The 17,057-nt window shown below is 62.8% G+C and carries 14 protein-coding genes, 1 tRNA gene and 2 pseudogenes; 7 read left to right on the top strand and 10 right to left on the bottom strand.

The features are described 5' to 3' along the window. Positions 1-12: 12 nt before the first annotated feature. Both AC0V8S_RS08125 and AC0V8S_RS08120 read right to left on the bottom strand, forming a co-directional pair. Complete coding sequence (locus tag AC0V8S_RS08125; protein WP_475437379.1) at positions 13-594, bottom strand: VOC family protein; 582 nt, start codon at positions 592-594, stop codon at positions 13-15. A 902-nt stretch (positions 595-1,496) separates the two neighbouring features. Then, on the bottom strand, positions 1,497-1,940 hold the full coding sequence (locus AC0V8S_RS08120) for a hypothetical protein (RefSeq protein ID WP_475437378.1): 444 nt from the start codon (positions 1,938-1,940) through the stop codon (positions 1,497-1,499). Between the two features lie 534 nt (positions 1,941-2,474). On the opposite strand from AC0V8S_RS08120, the gene AC0V8S_RS08115 reads away from it, so the two are divergent. Further along, positions 2,475-2,753 carry a GlsB/YeaQ/YmgE family stress response membrane protein gene (locus AC0V8S_RS08115; RefSeq protein ID WP_183463743.1) on the top strand — a complete coding sequence of 93 codons (279 nt, stop codon included), beginning with the start codon at positions 2,475-2,477 and terminating at the stop codon, positions 2,751-2,753. 1,152 nt (positions 2,754-3,905) lie between these two features. On the opposite strand, the gene AC0V8S_RS08110 is transcribed toward AC0V8S_RS08115, so the two are convergent. The 4 genes from AC0V8S_RS08110 to AC0V8S_RS08095 all read right to left on the bottom strand — a co-directional run bounded on the left by AC0V8S_RS08110 (position 3,906) and on the right by AC0V8S_RS08095 (position 5,354). Then, positions 3,906-4,169, bottom strand: coding sequence for a PilZ domain-containing protein (locus tag AC0V8S_RS08110; protein ID WP_244661889.1), 264 nt, complete (start codon positions 4,167-4,169; stop codon positions 3,906-3,908). Positions 4,170-4,344: 175 nt separating this feature from the next. Next, positions 4,345-4,419 (bottom strand) — tRNA-Glu (locus AC0V8S_RS08105). A gap of 90 nt (positions 4,420-4,509) precedes the next feature. Continuing rightward, on the bottom strand, positions 4,510-4,917 hold the full coding sequence (locus AC0V8S_RS08100; protein WP_475437377.1) for a VOC family protein: 408 nt from the start codon (positions 4,915-4,917) through the stop codon (positions 4,510-4,512). A 53-nt stretch (positions 4,918-4,970) separates the two neighbouring features. Beyond that, entirely contained in the window at positions 4,971-5,354 is a 384-nt protein-coding gene (locus AC0V8S_RS08095) for a fimbrial protein (protein ID WP_475437376.1), read from the bottom strand. A 24-nt stretch (positions 5,355-5,378) separates the two neighbouring features. Here AC0V8S_RS08095 and AC0V8S_RS08090 point away from each other — a divergent pair, with 24 nt between their 5' ends. Both AC0V8S_RS08090 and rpoH read left to right on the top strand, forming a co-directional pair. Further along, positions 5,379-6,434 carry an RluA family pseudouridine synthase gene (locus tag AC0V8S_RS08090; RefSeq protein WP_475437375.1) on the top strand — a complete coding sequence of 352 codons (1,056 nt, stop codon included), beginning with the start codon at positions 5,379-5,381 and terminating at the stop codon, positions 6,432-6,434. A gap of 210 nt (positions 6,435-6,644) precedes the next feature. Next, on the top strand, positions 6,645-7,556 hold the full coding sequence (rpoH, locus tag AC0V8S_RS08085) for an RNA polymerase sigma factor RpoH (RefSeq protein ID WP_019861619.1): 912 nt from the start codon (positions 6,645-6,647) through the stop codon (positions 7,554-7,556). A gap of 82 nt (positions 7,557-7,638) precedes the next feature. Here rpoH and AC0V8S_RS08080 read toward each other — a convergent pair whose 3' ends face one another. The 4 genes and pseudogenes from AC0V8S_RS08080 to AC0V8S_RS08065 form a co-directional block, all read right to left on the bottom strand. Further along, complete coding sequence (locus AC0V8S_RS08080; RefSeq protein ID WP_244661890.1) at positions 7,639-8,511, bottom strand: MBL fold metallo-hydrolase; 873 nt, start codon at positions 8,509-8,511, stop codon at positions 7,639-7,641. A gap of 142 nt (positions 8,512-8,653) precedes the next feature. After that, entirely contained in the window at positions 8,654-9,313 is a 660-nt protein-coding gene (locus tag AC0V8S_RS08075; protein ID WP_019861622.1) for a peroxiredoxin, read from the bottom strand. Between the two features lie 164 nt (positions 9,314-9,477). Continuing rightward, positions 9,478-9,839, bottom strand: a pseudogene (locus AC0V8S_RS08070) (cell division protein ZapA). Between the two features lie 10 nt (positions 9,840-9,849). Continuing rightward, positions 9,850-10,122, bottom strand: coding sequence for a DUF4164 domain-containing protein (locus tag AC0V8S_RS08065; protein ID WP_095089347.1), 273 nt, complete (start codon positions 10,120-10,122; stop codon positions 9,850-9,852). Positions 10,123-10,384: 262 nt separating this feature from the next. Between AC0V8S_RS08065 and tkt the strand changes: the two genes are divergently transcribed. From tkt to AC0V8S_RS08045, 4 genes and pseudogenes are all read left to right on the top strand, one after another. Continuing rightward, on the top strand, positions 10,385-12,376 hold the full coding sequence (gene tkt, locus AC0V8S_RS08060; RefSeq protein ID WP_183463751.1) for a transketolase: 1,992 nt from the start codon (positions 10,385-10,387) through the stop codon (positions 12,374-12,376). A gap of 199 nt (positions 12,377-12,575) precedes the next feature. Continuing rightward, a pseudogene (gene gap, locus AC0V8S_RS08055) lies at positions 12,576-13,587 on the top strand (type I glyceraldehyde-3-phosphate dehydrogenase). A gap of 196 nt (positions 13,588-13,783) precedes the next feature. Continuing rightward, positions 13,784-15,664: a potassium/proton antiporter gene (locus AC0V8S_RS08050; RefSeq protein ID WP_475437374.1), complete on the top strand. Its 1,881-nt coding sequence runs from the start codon at positions 13,784-13,786 to the stop codon at positions 15,662-15,664. Positions 15,665-15,821: 157 nt separating this feature from the next. Further along, positions 15,822-17,018, top strand: coding sequence for a phosphoglycerate kinase (locus AC0V8S_RS08045; RefSeq protein WP_475437373.1), 1,197 nt, complete (start codon positions 15,822-15,824; stop codon positions 17,016-17,018). Positions 17,019-17,057: the final 39 nt, after the last annotated feature.

Here is a 17,057-nt window from a genome sequence, read left to right as displayed (position 1 = left end):
TTTTGTTGGCCGTCAGTATGGATTCTTCGGCGCCCGGTCGTCCGACAAAGTCGCGCGGGAGCTCTCGACAAGCGCCTGGATCGCGTCGGCAAGGTGTGCCTCGGCGATGTTGTAATCACCGCGTCCGACACGCAGCCTGTGCGCCTGCATCAGCACGTCCGCATGGGTGAAACCCGCTGGCGGCTCGAAGCGGTAGGAGGCGAGTTCGATCAGCAGGCCGAGCGGATCCTCGAAATAAATCGAATCCATGAAGCCGCGATCCTTGACGCCGCTGTGCTTGATGCCGCGCTCATCGAGCCGGGCGACCGCCTGCAGGAAGGTGACACGCGACACCGCAAACGCGATGTGGTGGACGCAGCCCGGATCGGTCGGCGTGCGCCGCTTCTGCGGCGTGCGGCTCTCATCGGTGAAGACGGTGATCAAGCGGCCGTCGCCCGGATCGAAATAGAGATGGCTTTCGCTGGCCTTGTCGAGGTTGGGCTGCTCGAAGATGAACGGCATGCCGAGCACGCCTTCCCAGAAATCGATCGAGGTCTGGCGCCCGGCGCCGACCAGCGTGATGTGGTGGACGCCCTGCGCTTGCAGTTTCTGCATCGGCCTTCTCCCCGTGGCATCGTTGCCCGTCAGGATCTGCCTGGCACCCGGCGTTCAGTGCGCCGCTTGAGCCCTGCCTCGAAATCCATGAGGTGATGCTAGTGCAATCGGACCCGCCGCGCCAGAAGCCGTAAGTCCTATCGCTGCATGACGGGAAACCCGCTCTTGGCCCTAAAGCTCAAGAGACGGCGGAAGCGATCGCAAGGCGAAAGCCGCCCTTACCACGTCCCGGCCGAAGCCACGACTAGGCGACGGCCCTGAGTTCGGCTTCCGCCAGCATTCCCAGGCCACTGCACTCGGTGCAGGTAACGGTCTTGCCCGGGCAACTGGTCTGGTGCGTCCCTTGCGGGCAGCAATGCCCTTTCGACGCACTCCATCTGGAGCAATCGAAAACCTTGCCGCCGCCATAGCAGCGCGGGCAAATCATCTTCACTGACGCCATTCCAACTCTACCCGACCCAAAATCCACGTTGCCGCGGATGCTACCCCACGCCGTAAGTAACAGGGATCGTTGCGCTTTCAAGCGTCGCGGCCTGACTTAAATTGGGGGGATTCGAGGCACGCGGGCCGCCGCGCTTTCGCGGGCCTCGCCAATCCCGCCAGGCTGAACGCGATCCGCGCGGGTGCATGCCCGAGTGTTGTCCAGGGCCCTTCTACGCGCAGAGAGGATGGCCACGAATGTGGATAGGGCTGTTTCCTTCATCTGTTCGGCCGATGCGGCACATCATCCTGAGGGCTACATTGGATATGATCCTACGGATCACTGAGTAGTCCACAGCCAGTCCCCTGCGGCTACTCCAAGGGCCCCGCTTGACTCCCGGTCGGCGGGGCTTTTCCTTGCAGTCAACAGGACGACCTTGCGGCGTAAAAGCGGATGGTTGATCAGCCCGCAATTGCCCCGATCAAAGATTGAAGACGTGCGAAGCGGTCAGTCCGGCCAGCAGCACGCCCGCAAGGAGAGCGATGATCGAGGCGAGGAACCAGCGCAGTGTGACCTGATAGACCGGCTCGTCGTCGTCGCGCGGGAGCAGTGAACGCCACAGTGCGACGAGTTGCAGGACGATGGCCAGCGCGAGCAGGAGCGTCGCCAGGATCGAGGCAGTCGTCCATCCGCCGTCAGCTTCGAAATTCCAATACCGCAGGAAAAGAAGCGAAAATCCTAGCAATACAGTGATCGCCGAGATCACGCCCTGTCGGTAGCCGACAGGCAAGGGAACTCTGCGCGCCTCGATTGCCTGAAAACCCGGCTCGATGGCCTCATCGGAATCCTGATGCTTGGGTGAATCGATCATGAAGGCAACATCTGGTTTGGCAGGCCCTTGGAGGTCGGCGCAGGTCTTGTTCAATCGATACCATCGAGGAAGCCATGTAGCGCCGTCATCATCATCCTTGCGCCTTCCTCGCGCAAGGTGAACGACTTGAAACGATCGACAGCTGGGAGTCCGACCAGACGCATGGTTGACGCGCCTGTTCGCCCGCCAGATCACCGCTATCTGCAAGTGCGCAGCCAAGGCCGGATCTATGGCCGAGGTGATAGTCAATGGCGTGACCGTGCGTCTGGTGCCTGGGATCTATTCCTGATCTTCGGGGCGCGCCGGCAAGGCGACTTGCGAGCGTCAGAGGTAAAAAAGGGAGCGCCGGTAGACTCGGACTCCTCAGCCGGCGCTCAATAGCGCAGGGGTTTAAGCCACGCCATGCATCAAGGTAACGCCGGCCATCATGGGCTTCATCCATCGATTGGATGACACGGGCTGATCGCCGCGAGTGGCGGCAGCAAGCGCTGTGGCTTTCGTGCGGATAGAGGATCGGCTATGGAACTCATCGGCTAGGCTGCGGGCGCCAGTAGCACGGTGAAAAAAGGGAGCCCCACGAGGATCAGCATGCATCTGTCAAACGAGAGCATCATTGTCGTATTGGTAGTCGGCCTTGTTGCCGGATGGTTGGCCGGAAAGATCGTACGAGGGGCCGGCTTTGGTCTGATCGGGGACATAGCAATCGGGATCATCGGCGCGCTCATCGGCGACTGGCTGCTGCCTCGCTTAGGCATCCATCTTGGGACCGGGACGATCAGCTTGATCGTCAACGCCACCGTCGGCGCGATTGTACTTCTCCTGATCATCCGGTTGGTTGCCGGTGGCGGTCGATTTGGTCGTCGGTAGTCGCAGCGCATCGGTCGAACTTGGTGCCGCCGGCTACCTACAGCGGAGACGCGTCCCGCACCTCCTGGCACGTCCTTCCTGGCGCTCCTTCATTCGCATGTGAGGCCCGCACCCAACTGTGCGCCGGGCCTCGGTACCAAGTCCTTGGGCTTCATCACAACGAAGGACGACATGCATAGGCAGCCATGGAATCCATTCTGAGATATTCACGGGGAATTTCTAAGGTGGAAGCAGTAGGCCTTTACCGTTGCCCAGGAAATCCGCCCTTCGCCTGCATCCTGGAGAAGGCCAAATGCAATTACATGGCCCAGGAAGCCTACCGCGCTGGCGGGCTCAAGCCGGACTTTGACGCATTGCCGTGGGAAGCTGATTACAGGGCAGCAAAACAAAAGGTCTAGAGCAATTCCAGGGAAAGTGTGAGCGGTTTTCTCGGGAGAGCGCGCAGCGCTTTCCCTTGGGAATTGCGTCAAAACAAAGAGTTAGAGCGGTTCGCCGTTTCCATGAAACTGTGAAATGCTCTAGGAACGAAGACCTGCTCTAACGAAGACCTGCTCTAATGTGCTCATTTTTCCCAGAAATCGCACCGGACCCGTAAACCACTTCATTAGCCAGTACTTAATTAGGTCTGGGGAATTTTAACGAATCGTTGACCGCGCTGTCCTATTTTGGAACAGCGCGGTCAAACCCCAACCGGACCGCGCAGGCGGCTCCGGCAACCCAGCCCCCGCCGCACTGCCGGAGCCGCTACCACACGCATCTAAAATACCAGCAATGGTTGAATCAACAGTTACCGCACGTACTTTCCAGTGCGCTGTCCCGATCGTTAGACTTTGATGGAAAAAGGGTGGGCATGCGCTGGCTGGTTAGCCAGCCCCTATCAAGTACATCAAGAGGCCTACAACGGCGGCCACCGACGCTCCGCTGATAAGCAACGGCAAGCGGCGGCGCTTGCCTTGTTTGTCTGGCCTTCCGTCTGCGGCGGCATAGGCGCTGTAAATGCGCCGGCCGTCCTCTCCGAACCGATCGCTATTTGGGTAAGCCTTCTTCGGCTTAGATCTCGGTCGAAGTATTCCCATGGCCTAGCCCGGATCACGATCCTTGCCGACAGTTTAGGGCTGTCTTCTTAGACACAGCCATTTTCCGCATCCTGTTTCAATAGATCTGCACACCAAGCCGCTCGTTTTTTCTCCATCGCACGACAGCACGATATCTAGCGTCATCCGCAGGGATGTGAAGAACGAACCGCTCAGGAATAACCACGCCCGGATCCACTCGTAGCTCTGCACCGTGAGCGTGCTGATTTCTGACGGAGCACCGGATGGTCGCATCTTCAGTGATGATGGTCCCGTCTTTTAGGACAGCACTCCGAAGATGCGAGCGTCGCTCAATTGGCGGATCGTCGGAGCCGCTGCTCATGGTTCTCATTCCTCGAAACACCGCGATTCATCTAGCTTGCGCTGAAATGGTTCCCAAAACGAAAAAGCCCGCCGGCCGGAGCCATCGGGCGAATGGGGCGTATGCGGCTCAATGGGAAGCGAAAATGACCTCCACGGAAGGCATGTTTGACGGTTTTGCGAGTGCTTGAAATCTCTGGTACGCCCAAGGGGAATCGAACCCCTGTTCCCGCCGTGAGAGGGCGGTGTCCTGACCGCTAGACGATGGGCGCGCTCAAGAACCGGCGATATAGGCTGACGGCTGGGAAAAAGCAACTGGGGTTCGGCGGCTTTACTGCAGCAAGCGAAAAGCAGCCCACAGGTTACCGCTTGGGCTCGATCAGATCCCAGAGATTGCCGTGCAGATCGGCAAAAACCGCGACCGTGCCGTAGGGTTCGAAACGCGGCGCCTCGCGGAACTCGACGCCCTTTTCCAGCATCGCCGCATGGTCGCGGGCAAAGTCGTCGGTTTCGAGGAACAGGAAGACCCGGCCACCCGTCTGGTTGCCGATGCTATGCCTTTGTGCCTCGTCGGACGCCTCGGCCAAGAGCAGCCTGGCGCCCTGCCCGTTGGCCGGCGCGACCGTGACCCAGCGCTTGCCGCCGCCGAGATCGACATCCTCGAGGAGCAGGAAACCCAGCCGCCCGACATACCAGGCGATCGCCTCGTCATAATTGGCGACGACCAGCGCGACGGTCGCGACACGGCGATGTCCGGCGAAGCCTGTCATGACTGAGGCCTGTTCATTTCTGCGACAAACTTGTTTGTTGCATTGCCGCCGGCCTATTTGTTGCGAATTGCGAACTGGCCGATCAGGCGGCGCTCGGCGATATCATAGACGAAGATCGCACGACCGCCGTCGGCAAGCTCGGCGTCGATCGAGATGCGGTTGCCGGACAGCGACTGGCTGACCACTTTTGCGCCGACCGGCAGCACGATGTCGCCGCTCAACGGCTCGCCGGCGGGCACCTGGATATCGCCGGCCAGCGGCGCGTTCGCGGGCGGGGCGTTGCGCGCTTTGTAGACAAGGGCTCCGATCACCACCATAAGGGCGACAAACAGCAGGCCGAGATTGATGCCCATGAAGCGGATGAGCTTCTTGCGCACCTTTTCAGCTTCGGCGTCGAGCGGCTTCTCCTGGTCTTCGTCGACAATTGGGCTGGCCATGGCAAAACATTCCGGAATTTTTCAATGAGCGCTCATAACGAAGAGGCCCCTGAATTGATAGAGGAGCAATTCATCGCGACAGCGCCCACCGTGCTGGTTGCGGGACCGGATGCGGCCGGCCAGCGCCTCGACCAATGGCTGGCCGCCAGCCTCGGCCCTGATATGTCGCGCAGCCGCGTGCAGATGCTGATCAGGCAGGGCGCGGTCTCTATCGACGGCAAGCCTATCGACGAGACCAAGCGAAAGATGATTCCAGGCGAAAGCGTATCGGTTGCGATGCCGGAACCCGAGCCGGCCGCGCCTGCGGGAGAAAACATCCCGCTCGACGTGCTCTATGAGGACGACGCGCTGATCGTCATCAACAAGCCGGCGGGGCTGGTCGTGCATCCCGGTGCCGGCAACTGGACCGGCACACTGGTCAACGCGCTGATCCATCACTGCGGCGACAGCCTGTCCGGCATTGGCGGGGTGCGCCGCCCGGGCATCGTGCACCGGCTCGACAAGGAGACCAGCGGCGTCATGGTGGTGGCCAAGACCGACCGCGCCCACAAGGCGCTTTCGGAAGCCTTCGCCGATCACGGCCGGACCGGCGATCTCGAACGCGCCTATCTGGCGCTGGTCTGGGGCATACCGCAGAGGCCGACCGGAACAGTCGATGCGCCGCTCGGCCGTGCCGCCGACCGGGTGCGCCGTGCCGTGGTGCCGGAAGGCCGCGACGATGCCCGCCATGCCGTCACGCACTTTGCCGTCCAGGAGCGTTTTGGCGAAAAACAGCAGGAGTTCGCCACCGCAAGCCTGGTCGAATGCCGGCTGGAAACCGGCCGCACCCACCAGATTCGCGTCCACATGGCCCATATCGGCCACCCGGTGATCGGCGACCCCGATTACGGCCAGGCCTTCCGCACCAAGGCCAACCGGCTGCCGGAACCGCTGAAAAGTCAGGTCAAGGCATTTTCCCGCCAAGCTTTGCATGCCTGGCTCCTTGCATTTCGCCATCCCGATACCCATCTACCCATGAGGTTCGAGGCGCCGATACCGGGGGACATGGAGGAACTCGTCGGCGGCTTTCGCAATCTCTGAACCCGCCATCAACAAGCTCGAAACCAGCCATCAAAAAACCTGACTGGCATTGTTCACTTCAGCGTGACACACTGTTTCGTGTTGAACAAATGCCTGTCTTTTCTGGTTTTGTTCCTGTATATATCTGACGTCGCGAGCGAGCCTTTGGGTGCTCGCGTCAAATGCCCGCCGCGTTTCGGGGGCATCACTCCAATGAGAGGGGGCGCTATCATGGCCCAGTCACTACCCAGTATTGTTTCCGGCGAAGGCGGCCTCAGCCGCTACCTGGAAGAAATCCGCCGCTTTCCCATGCTTCAGCCGCAGGAAGAGTACATGCTCGCCAAGCGCTATGCCGAGCATGAAGACACGTCCGCCGCGCACAAGCTCGTCACCAGCCATTTGCGGCTCGTCGCCAAGATCGCCATGGGCTATCGCGGCTACGGCCTGCCGATCGGCGAGGTGATCTCGGAAGGCAATGTCGGCCTGATGCAGGCCGTCAAGAAATTCGAACCCGAGCGCGGCTTCCGCCTCGCGACCTACGCCATGTGGTGGATCAAGGCCTCGATCCAGGAATACATCCTGCGCTCGTGGAGCCTGGTCAAGATGGGCACGACCGCCAACCAGAAGCGTCTGTTCTTCAACCTGCGCAAGGTGAAGGGCAAGATCCAGGCGCTGGATGACGGCGACCTCAAGCCCGACCAGATCGCCGAGATCGCCACGCGGCTGAACGTCTCCGAAGCCGAGGTGGTGTCGATGAACCGCCGCCTGTCCGGCGACGCTTCACTCAACGCGCCGATCCGGGCAACGGAAGGCGAATCCGGCGAATGGCAGGACTGGCTGGTCGACGACCACGAAAGCCAGGAAGAGATGCTGATCGAGCAGGACGAGCTGGAGAACCGGCGCGGCATGCTGTCAGGCGCTCTTGCCGTGCTCAATGAGCGCGAGCGGCGCATCTTCGAGGCCCGTCGCCTCGCCGAGGAGCCGCTGACGCTGGAAGAGCTGTCGGCCGAGTTCGACATCAGCCGCGAGCGCGTGCGCCAGATCGAAGTGCGCGCCTTCGAGAAGGTGCAGGATGCCGTCAAGGCCGCCGCCAAGCGCCAGACCCAGGCGCTGCGCACAATCGAGGCCCAGCCGGCGGCTTAAAGTCAGCCTCGGCAACGAAATGAAAAGGCGGCGCCAGGAAACTGGCGCCGCTTTTTTTGTTCCTGACCGCCGAGTTGCGACCTCAAAGCGGATCCAGCGGAAACTTCAGATACCGCCTTCCATTGGCTTCCGGTTCCGGCAGCCGGCCGCCATTCATATTGACCTGCAGCGCATGCAGGATCAGCCGCGGCATCGGCAATGTCCGGTCGCGCGCCTCGCGCAGCGTCACGAACTCGGCCTCGCTGTGGGCGGCAACGAGATGGATGTTCGTTGCCTTCTGCGCGGCCACCGTGCTCTCCCACAAGGGCTCGCGTCCACCGGGCTGATAGTCATGGCCGACGAAGACACGCGTCTCATCGGGCAAAGCCAGTATGTCCTGGATCGAGCGCCACAGCCGCGCGGCGCTGCCGCCGGGAAAATCCGCCCGCGCCGTGCCGCTGTCCGGCATGAACAGCGTGTCATGCACGAAGGCGGCGTCGCCGACCACATAGCTAATCGAGGCCAGCGTATGCCCGGGTGAGAACAGCACCTTGACCGGAAGGCTGCCGATCGCAAACGTCTCGCCTTCCCTGAACAGCCTGTCCCACTGCGAACCGTCGGCGGGAAAATCCGGCCAGTTGTAGATCACCCTCCACAGCTTCTGGACATCGACGATCCTGTCGCCGATCGCTACCAACGCCCCGGTCTTCCGTTTCAGATAGTGCGCGGCCGAGAAATGGTCGGCATGCGGGTGGGTATCGAGGATCCACTCGAGCTCCAGCCCGCTTTCTCCAATGAAATCGAGCACCGCATCAGCGCTCTTCGTACCCGTCGCGCCGGATCTCTCATCGAAGTCGAGGATCGGATCGATGATCGCGCACCGCTTCGTCGCCGGATCGGTGACGACATACTGGATGGCCCCGGTCGGCTTGTCGTAAAACCCCCTGACCATTGGCCTGGCCAAAGTTACGTCCACTTCCGGCTCCCTCACCCATCGCCGGCGGGAACGATTTTCTCCACCAGCACCCATTGTGAGCATGGTTGTCCACCCCGGCGAGCCAGTCAAGCATGACTTGGCCCGCAGAGATAGAAACGGCAAAACCGTCCCGGCGCCGACTTCAGGCGGACGGCTGCTTGGTCTTCCTGAGATAGGGCAGGATGGTCTCGAAGGCGCCAAAACGCTTGATTGCATCCTCGTTGGAAACGGCGGCGGTGATGATGACGTCCTCGCCCTGCTTCCAGTTGGCCGGCGTCGCCACCTGATGCTTGGCGGTGAGCTGCATGGAATCGACCGCGCGCAGGATCTCGTCGAAGTTGCGGCCCGTGGTCATCGGATAGGTCAGCACCAGCTTGATCTTCTTGTCCGGCCCGATGACATAGACCGAGCGCACGGTGGCATTGTCGGCGGGCGTGCGGCCTTCCGAGGTCTCGCCAGCACCGGCGGGTAGCATGTCATAGAGCTTGGCGACCTTGAGGTCCTTGTCGCCGATCAGCGGATAGTGCACCGTTTGGCCGGTCGCCGTCTTGATGTCGGCCTGCCACTTGTCGTGGCTTGCAACCGGATCGACGGAGATGCCGATGATCTTGACGTTGCGTTTCTTGAACTCACCTTCCAGCCCCGCCATCGTGCCAAGCTCGGTGGTGCAGACCGGTGTGAAATTCTTCGGGTGGCTGAAGAGGATCGCCCAGCCGTCACCGATCCAGTCGTGAAAGCTGATCGTCCCTTGCGTGGTCTCGGCGGTGAAATCCGGCGCGATGTCGTTGATGCGAAGGCTCATGGTTCCTACCCCTGTGAATGCCGCCCGTTGGCGGGCTCCCACCCTTTTACCACTCCCTCGGCGACGTTCAAAACGCTGAGGTCGCCCGGCAGCGGTGCAGGCCGCGAAAAAATTTCGCCTTTTCTTGGGGAATGTGGAAATTTCGCTGTCGGCGCCGGCAATGTCTAGGATTTCACCGCCAGCGACGTCGCCAGATCTTCCATGCGCTGCGCCAGCGCGCCAAGCGCGTTGGTCAGCACGCTGTCGCTCTTGTCGGCCTTGGTCAGCGCCTCGTCGCGTGTCTTGCGCAAGGTCAGCACTTCGCTTTCCATGCCCTTGACGCGCTTCTGCAGTTCCGAGAGTTCGTCCATCACCATGATGCCGGCCATGACGGTCAGCCGCTGGTCGCCGATCTCGCCGAAGGATCCTTCAGATGCGAGACATAGCGATCGAAGCGTTCGGCGAGGTCGATCAGATGCTCTTCCTGGCCCTCGTCGCAGGCCATGCGATACTGCTTGCCGTCGATTGAGACCGTGACCTGTGCCATGGGCCAGCTCCTATCTGTCCAACACGGCGCGGATGGTTTCCATGGCGGTCACCAGCCGTCGCGAGACTTCCTTGTTGGCGTCCTCCAGCCGTTCGGCGCGCGCTTCGGAATTGTCGAGTTCCTGCGCCAGCCGGGAGCGGTCGGCATTCATCCGCTGCACTTCGGCCTCGGCTTCCGAGTAATCGCGTTCATGCTCCAGCTTGGCCGCGACGGCGTTTTCCAGCCCCTCGATGGCCTTGCCCAGCCTGGAGATGACTTCCTTGAGCGTGGTTTCCCCGGTCATGGCCTTCGTCCTGTGCCCTGCCCATCACCGAATCGTTCGCGTTCAGAACGCGTTATCCGGGAAACATTAGGCACCGGGTGAAGGCAACGTCAACAAAGCTCTCGCGACTGTCCCCTGCTAACGCTAATGTAGACCCGCCGCCGGCATCACAAGACCGGCAAATCTGCACCCGATTTGTTGACTAAAAGCCCGCGCCTGCTATGTGTCGCGCACCCTTTTCAAGGGCTCTCCCAAGCCCCAAACCCCCACCTCTGGAGGAACCATGACGTCGCGTGAACAACATGACCGGATGGCCAATGCGATCCGTTTTCTCGCCATGGATGCCGTCGAGAAGGCCCAGTCCGGCCATCCCGGCCTGCCGATGGGCTGCGCCGACATCGCCACGGTGCTGTTCACCCGCTTCCTGAAATACGACCCCAAGGCCCCGCACTGGCCCGACCGCGACCGCTTCATCCTGTCGGCCGGCCACGGCTCGATGCTGCTTTATTCGCTGCTGCATCTGACCGGTTATGAAGACATGACCATCGATCAGATCAAGCACTTCCGCCAGTTGGGCTCGAAGACGGCAGGCCATCCCGAATACGGCCATGCCACCGGCATCGAGACGACGACCGGCCCGCTCGGCCAGGGTCTCGCCAATTCGGTCGGCTTCGCGCTCGGCGAGCGCATCATGAACGCTGCCTTCGGCAACGACCTCGTCAGCCACTACACCTATGTGCTGGCCGGCGACGGCTGCCTGATGGAAGGCGTTTCCCAGGAAGCCATCGCGCTGGCCGGGCATCTGAAGCTCAACAAGCTGATCGTCTTCTGGGACAACAACAACATCTCGATCGACGGTCCGGTCTCGCTTGCCGACAACACCGACCAGGTCGCCCGCTTCCAGGCCTCCGGCTGGAACGCCAGCCACATCGACGGCACCGATCCGGAAGCCATCGCCTATGCCATCGAAGCCGCCCGCCACTCCGACAAGCCGACGATGATCGCCTGCAAGACGACCATCGGCTTCGGCGCCCCGACCAAGGCCGGCACCAACAAGGCGCACGGCTCGCCGCTCGGCGCCGACGAGATCGCCGGTGCGCGCAAGTTCTTCAACTGGGAGTCGCCGCCCTTCGAAATTCCGGCCGACATCCTCGATGCCTGGCGCACCGCCGGCAAGGCCGGCGCCAAGCCGCGCGCCGACTGGGAAGACCGTCTCGCCAAGGCCGAGCCGAAGCTGAAGGCCGAGTTCGAGCGCCGCCTGGCCGGCAAGCTGCCGTCCAATTTCGACGCCGTCATCGCCGACTACAAGAAGAAGCTCTCGGCCGACAAGCCGAAGGTCGCCACCCGAAAGTCGTCGGAAATGGCGCTTGAGGTCATCAACGGCGCCGTGCCGGAAACCATCGGCGGCTCGGCCGACCTCACCGGCTCCAACAACACCAAAACCAGCCAGACCAAGAACATCACGCCGGACGATTACGGCCAGCGCTATGTCCACTACGGCATCCGCGAGCACGGCATGGCGGCCGCCATCAACGGCCTGACGCTGCACGGCGGCCTCATCGCCTATGGCGGCACCTTCATGTGCTTCTCCGACTATGCCCGCCCGTCCATGCGGCTTTCCTCGCTGATGGGCATCCGCTCGATCTTCGTCATGACCCATGATTCCATTGGTCTGGGCGAAGACGGCCCGACCCACCAGCCGGTCGAGCATCTGGCGGCCCTGCGCGCCATCCCCAACCACAATGTCTTTCGTCCGGCCGACGCGGTGGAGACCGCCGAATGCTGGCAGATCGCGCTCGAAACCGAGAAGACGCCCTCGACGCTGGCGCTGACCCGCCAGAACCTCCCGACGGTGCGCACCGAGCACTCGGCCAACAACCTGAGCAGCCTGGGCGCCTACGAGCTGGCCGCGGCCAGCGGCGAGGCGGCGGTGACGATCTTCGCCACCGGCTCCGAGGTCGAGATCGCGCTCGGCGCCCGCGACCTGCTCGAGAAGCACGGCCACCCGACCCGCGTCGTGTCGGTGCCTTGCTTCGAACTGTTCGACAAGCAGAGCGACGACTACCGCAAGAAGACGATCGGCAACGCGCCGATCAAGATGGCGATCGAGGCCGGCATCCGCCAGGGCTGGGATCATCTCATCGGCTCGGATGGCATCTTCGTCGGCATGACCGGCTTCGGCGCCTCGGGCACGATCGAGCAGCTCTACCCGCATTTCGGTATCACCGCCGAAGCAGCGGCCAAGGCGGCGGAAGCCTGCCTGCACGCCAAGTAAGGCTGTGCATGCCGCTCAAAACTGTGTCGCGGTTTTGGGACAACGGCATGCACAAAACAAAAATGCCCCGCGAAATCGCGTCGGGACTGGCCCAACCTAATCGATTTAAATCCACGTCGCTGCGGCTGGATTCTTTGCCCGTCCGCCGCTATGAAGCTGCGGACCCATCGTCAGCCTTCCAGCTCCCAGGGAGAGAAAAATGACTGTCAGAGTTGCCATCAACGGATTCGGCCGCATCGGCCGCAACATCCTGCGCGCCATCCATGAATCCGGCCGCAAGGACATCGACGTCGTCGCCGTCAACGATCTCGGCCCGGTCGAGACCAATGCGCACCTGCTGCGCTACGACAGCGTGCATGGCCGTTTCCCCCATGAAGTAAGCGTCGATGGCGACCAGATCACCGTCGGCAAGGAAAAGTTCAAGGTCACCGCCATCAAGGATCCGACGCAGCTGCCGTGGAAGGAACTGGGCGTCGACATCGCGCTCGAATGCACCGGCATCTTCACCGCCCGTGACAAGGCCGCCGCACATTTGACCGCCGGCGCCAAGCGCGTGCTGGTCTCCGCACCTGCAGACGGCGCTGACCTAACCGTCGTCTACGGCATCAACCACGACAAGCTGACCAAAGACCACATCGTCATCTCGAACGCGTCCTGCACCACCAACTGCCTGGCGCCGCTGGCCGCCGTGCTGCATGAGACGGTCGGCATCGAAAAGGGCATGATGACGACGATCCACTCCTACACGGGCGATCAGCCGACGCTGGACACCATGCACAAGGATCTCTACCGCGCTCGCGCCGCGGCCCTGTCGCAGATCCCGACCTCGACCGGTGCCGCCAAGGCCATCGGCCTTGTGCTGCCCGACCTCAAGGGCAAGCTCGACGGCATCTCGATCCGCGTGCCGAACTCCGAACGTCTCGGTCGTCGACTTCAAGTTCATCGCCAAGCGCGCGACCACGGTCCAGGAAATCAACGAAGCGGTCATCGCCGCCTCCAACGGCAAGCTGAAGGGCATCCTCGGCGTCACCCATCACCCGAACGTGTCGATCGATTTCAACCACGATCCGCGTTCGTCGATCATGGCGCTCGACCAGACCAAGGTGATGGACGGCAACTTCGTTTCGGTGCTGTCCTGGTACGACAATGAGTGGGGCTTCTCCAACCGCATGGGCGACACCGCCGTCGCTTTCGGCAAGACCATCGCCTGATCGCGGACCCCTCTTCCAGAGACTTGAAACGCCCGGCTCTGTCCGGGCGTTTTCATTTGCCGGAGTAGCAACGCCGTACTGTCCGAAAATCAGCGGCTTCAGCCTAAAAACCACCCTCCCGCCTTGCACTGGTCATGCCTTCGCCTCACTCTCCCTTGAATCGGGAAGACAGAGGAATTCTAGGGGCAAATCACGGATGGAGCATGCGATCTATCTCGTTACGCTGGTTGGCACGGCGCTTGTTGTCGCCGCCGCGTTTTCGAGCCTGATCGCCTTCCGCTTCGGCGCCCCCCTCCTGCTTCTGTTTCTCTGCATCGGGCTCGCCACGGGAACCGACGGCCTCGGCATCGAATTCGACAATGCCCGCATCGCCTATTTTGCCGGCTCACTGGCGCTGGCGGTCATCCTGTTCGACTCCGGCTTCGGCACGCCGCTCAACGCCTTGCGGCAGGCGGCGGGACCGGCCCTTTCGCTGGCGACCTTCGGCGTGCTTATCACCACCGGCCTGTTCGGAGCAGCCGCCTACTATCTGCTCGACCTCAGCTGGCTGGAATCCTTCCTGCTCGGTGCCGCCGTCGCTTCGACCGATGCCGCAGCGGTGTTCTTCCTGCTGCGCGCCGGCGAGATCAATCTGCGCGAGCGCGTGCGCTCCACGCTCGAGGTGGAATCCGGCACCAACGACCCGATCGCCATCTTCCTGACCATCACCCTGGTCGAGATCATCGCCGCCCACGCCAATCCCGAAGCCAATGTGCTCGCCACCAGCCTGATCCTTGGCTTCCTCGTCAATATGGGCCTCGGCGCCATTGTCGGGGTGCTCGGCGGCCTTGCCATCGTGCGCCTCGTCGACCGGCTCAACCTCGACCATGGCCTGCTGCCGATCTTCGTGCTGACGCTGTCGCTGATGATTTTCGCCGCCGCCGGCGCCATTGGCGGCTCGGGCTTCCTGGCGGTCTATATCGCCGGCCTCATCGCCGGCAATTCCGACATCCGCGCCGTCACCATCCTCAAGCGCTTCCAGGACGGCATGTCGTGGCTGGCGCAGATCATCATGTTCCTGATCCTCGGCCTGTTCGCCACCCCCTCGCAATTCCCGGCGATCATGGTGCCGGCGATAGCGCTTGGCCTGTTCCTGATGTTTGTCGCGCGGCCCATCGCCGTCTGGCTCTGCCTGATCCCGTTCCGCCTGCCACGTCCCGAAGTCGCTTTCGTCTCCTGGGTCGGCCTGCGCGGCGCGGTCTCGATCCTGCTCGCCATCACGCCGCTGCTTGGTGGGCTGGAGAACGGCCGCACCATCTTCAACGCCGCCTTCATCATCGTTCTGGTGTCGCTGGTCACCCAGGGCTGGACCGTCGGGCCGCTGGCGCGTCGCCTCGGCCTCATCGTGCCGGCGCGGCTTGGCCCACTCGACAAGGTCGAACTCGAACTCCCCGGCTCCGCCCATCACGAGCTTCTCGCCTATCGCGTGGCGCATGGCAGCCCGGTGGCGCGCGGCGAGCGCATTCCGCGCTGGGCGCGGCCCTCGCTGGTGCTGCGCGACGGACGCTCGATGCGCTTCCAGGACATGGGGCGGCTCGCCGCCGGCGACCAGGTCTACATCTTCGTGCCGGACCGCTATCCGCGCCTGCTCGACAAACTGTTTGCCAGCCGCGCGGTGGTCGACCCGGAAGACGCCGATTTCTTCGGCGCCTTCGCCGTCGACCCGGCTCGCTCCGCCGCCGAACTGGAAGCCGCTTACGCGCCGGGCCTGACCGAGGCGGAGCAGAAGCAGACCGTCGGCGCGCTGGTCACGGCGCGGCTTGGCGGCCATGCCGAATATGCCGATCGCGTGCTGATTGGCCAGATCGAGCTGATCGTCAGGGATGTCGACGACAAGGGCAGGATCACGGGTCTCGGCCTCTCCTTCGAACCGACCGCGCCGGTGGCGCGGGTGCCGGTGTTCCTGAGCGCCGGCGAGATGGGCGACCGTCTCAGCGCCTTCATCCGCAACTGGCGCAAGCCGACCGAGACGCAGGAGGCGGCACAGACAGATGAGCCGCCTGAGCCACCGGTTGAAAAGGCAACGACCGGGAGCTGACAAGGGCGATTGTTTGCCTCACCCCATCCGCGTGGGGCGATCTTCACGGACTATGTCCCCGCCCGCCGCAAAATTTCGCCCCGCACCGCGGCCAAAGCCTTGCATCGTCATTGATGCGAGGTATGGTCCCGGCGATTTTCCGAGGAAAGGGACCGGCATGGCTGCCTTCAAGACACTGGACGATATCGGCAACATCAGCGGCAAGCGCGTGCTGGTGCGCGTCGACCTCAACGTTCCCGTCGCCGACGGCAAGGTCACCGACGCCACCCGCATCGAACGCATCGCGCCGACCATCGCCGAACTGTCCGGCAAGGGCGCCAAGGTCATCCTGCTTGCCCATTTCGGCCGGCCCAAGGATGGCCCTTCCGCCGAATTCTCGCTTGAGCCGATCGCCAGGGCAACGGCGCAGGTGCTCGGCCGTCCCGTCGGCTTTGCCTCGGATTGCGTCGGCGACACGGCGGGAAGCGCTGTCGCCGCCATGAACAAGGGCGACGTGCTGCTCTTGGAAAACACCCGGTTCTACAAGACCGAGGAGAAGAACGATCCGGCCTTTACCGAGCGGCTTGCCGCCAATGGCGACATCTTCGTCAACGACGCCTTTTCGGCGGCCCACCGCGCCCACTCCTCGACCGAGGGACTGGCGCGTCTGTTGCCCTCCTTTGCCGGCCGCACCATGCAGGCCGAGCTCGAAGCGCTGGAGAAAGGCCTGGGCAATCCGGTCCGCCCGGTCGTCGCCATCGTCGGTGGCGCCAAGGTCTCGACCAAGATCGACCTGTTGATGAACCTGGTGAAGAAGGTCGACGCGCTGGTGATCGGCGGCGGCATGGCCAACACTTTCCTTGCCGCGCGCGGCACCGATGTCGGCAAGTCGCTGTGTGAGCACGACCTCGCCCCGACCGCCAAGCAGATCATGATCGAGGCGGCCGAAGCCGGCTGCGCCATCATCCTGCCGGTCGACGGCGTCGTCGCCAAGGAATTCAAGGCCGGTGCAGCCTGTGAGACGGTCGCCATCTCCGACGTGCCGGCCGACGGCATGATCCTCGATGTCGGCGAAAAGACCGTGACCACGATCGCGGAGTGGATCGACCGCGCCGCGACGCTGGTCTGGAACGGCCCGCTCGGCGCCTTCGAGATCGAGCCTTTCGATCACGCCACGGTTGCCGCGGCAAAACACGCGGCCGCGCGCACCAAGGCCGGCAAGCTTGTCTCCGTCGCCGGTGGCGGCGACACGGTGGCGGCGCTCAACCATGCCGGTGTCGCCGACGACTTCACCTATGTCTCGACCGCCGGCGGCGCTTTCCTGGAATGGATGGAAGGCAAGCCGCTGCCCGGCGTCGACGTGCTGAAGCGCTGAGACCATCAACATAGAGAGAGCGCTCAGTGGCGCTCTCGA

Source organism: Mesorhizobium oxytropidicola (assembly GCF_056174625.1).
This window is presented reverse-complemented; position numbering and strand designations above follow the sequence as displayed.

What these genes read in the sequence shown, in the direction of transcription:
- tkt (WP_183463751.1), top strand. Translation starts at nt 10,385, where the DNA reads ATGACGTCGCGTGAACAACATGACCGGATGGCCAATGCGATCCGTTTT.
- AC0V8S_RS08075 (WP_019861622.1), bottom strand. Translation starts at nt 9,313, where the DNA reads ATGAGCCTTCGCATCAACGACATCGCGCCGGATTTCACCGCCGAGACC.
- AC0V8S_RS08090 (WP_475437375.1), top strand. Translation starts at nt 5,379, where the DNA reads ATGAGCGCTCATAACGAAGAGGCCCCTGAATTGATAGAGGAGCAATTC.
- AC0V8S_RS08125 (WP_475437379.1), bottom strand. Translation starts at nt 594, where the DNA reads ATGCAGAAACTGCAAGCGCAGGGCGTCCACCACATCACGCTGGTCGGC.
- AC0V8S_RS08045 (WP_475437373.1), top strand. Translation starts at nt 15,822, where the DNA reads ATGGCTGCCTTCAAGACACTGGACGATATCGGCAACATCAGCGGCAAG.
- AC0V8S_RS08115 (WP_183463743.1), top strand. Translation starts at nt 2,475, where the DNA reads ATGCATCTGTCAAACGAGAGCATCATTGTCGTATTGGTAGTCGGCCTT.
- AC0V8S_RS08050 (WP_475437374.1), top strand. Translation starts at nt 13,784, where the DNA reads ATGGAGCATGCGATCTATCTCGTTACGCTGGTTGGCACGGCGCTTGTT.
- AC0V8S_RS08110 (WP_244661889.1), bottom strand. Translation starts at nt 4,169, where the DNA reads ATGAGCAGCGGCTCCGACGATCCGCCAATTGAGCGACGCTCGCATCTT.
- AC0V8S_RS08095 (WP_475437376.1), bottom strand. Translation starts at nt 5,354, where the DNA reads ATGGCCAGCCCAATTGTCGACGAAGACCAGGAGAAGCCGCTCGACGCC.
- AC0V8S_RS08100 (WP_475437377.1), bottom strand. Translation starts at nt 4,917, where the DNA reads ATGACAGGCTTCGCCGGACATCGCCGTGTCGCGACCGTCGCGCTGGTC.
- rpoH (WP_019861619.1), top strand. Translation starts at nt 6,645, where the DNA reads ATGGCCCAGTCACTACCCAGTATTGTTTCCGGCGAAGGCGGCCTCAGC.
- AC0V8S_RS08065 (WP_095089347.1), bottom strand. Translation starts at nt 10,122, where the DNA reads ATGACCGGGGAAACCACGCTCAAGGAAGTCATCTCCAGGCTGGGCAAG.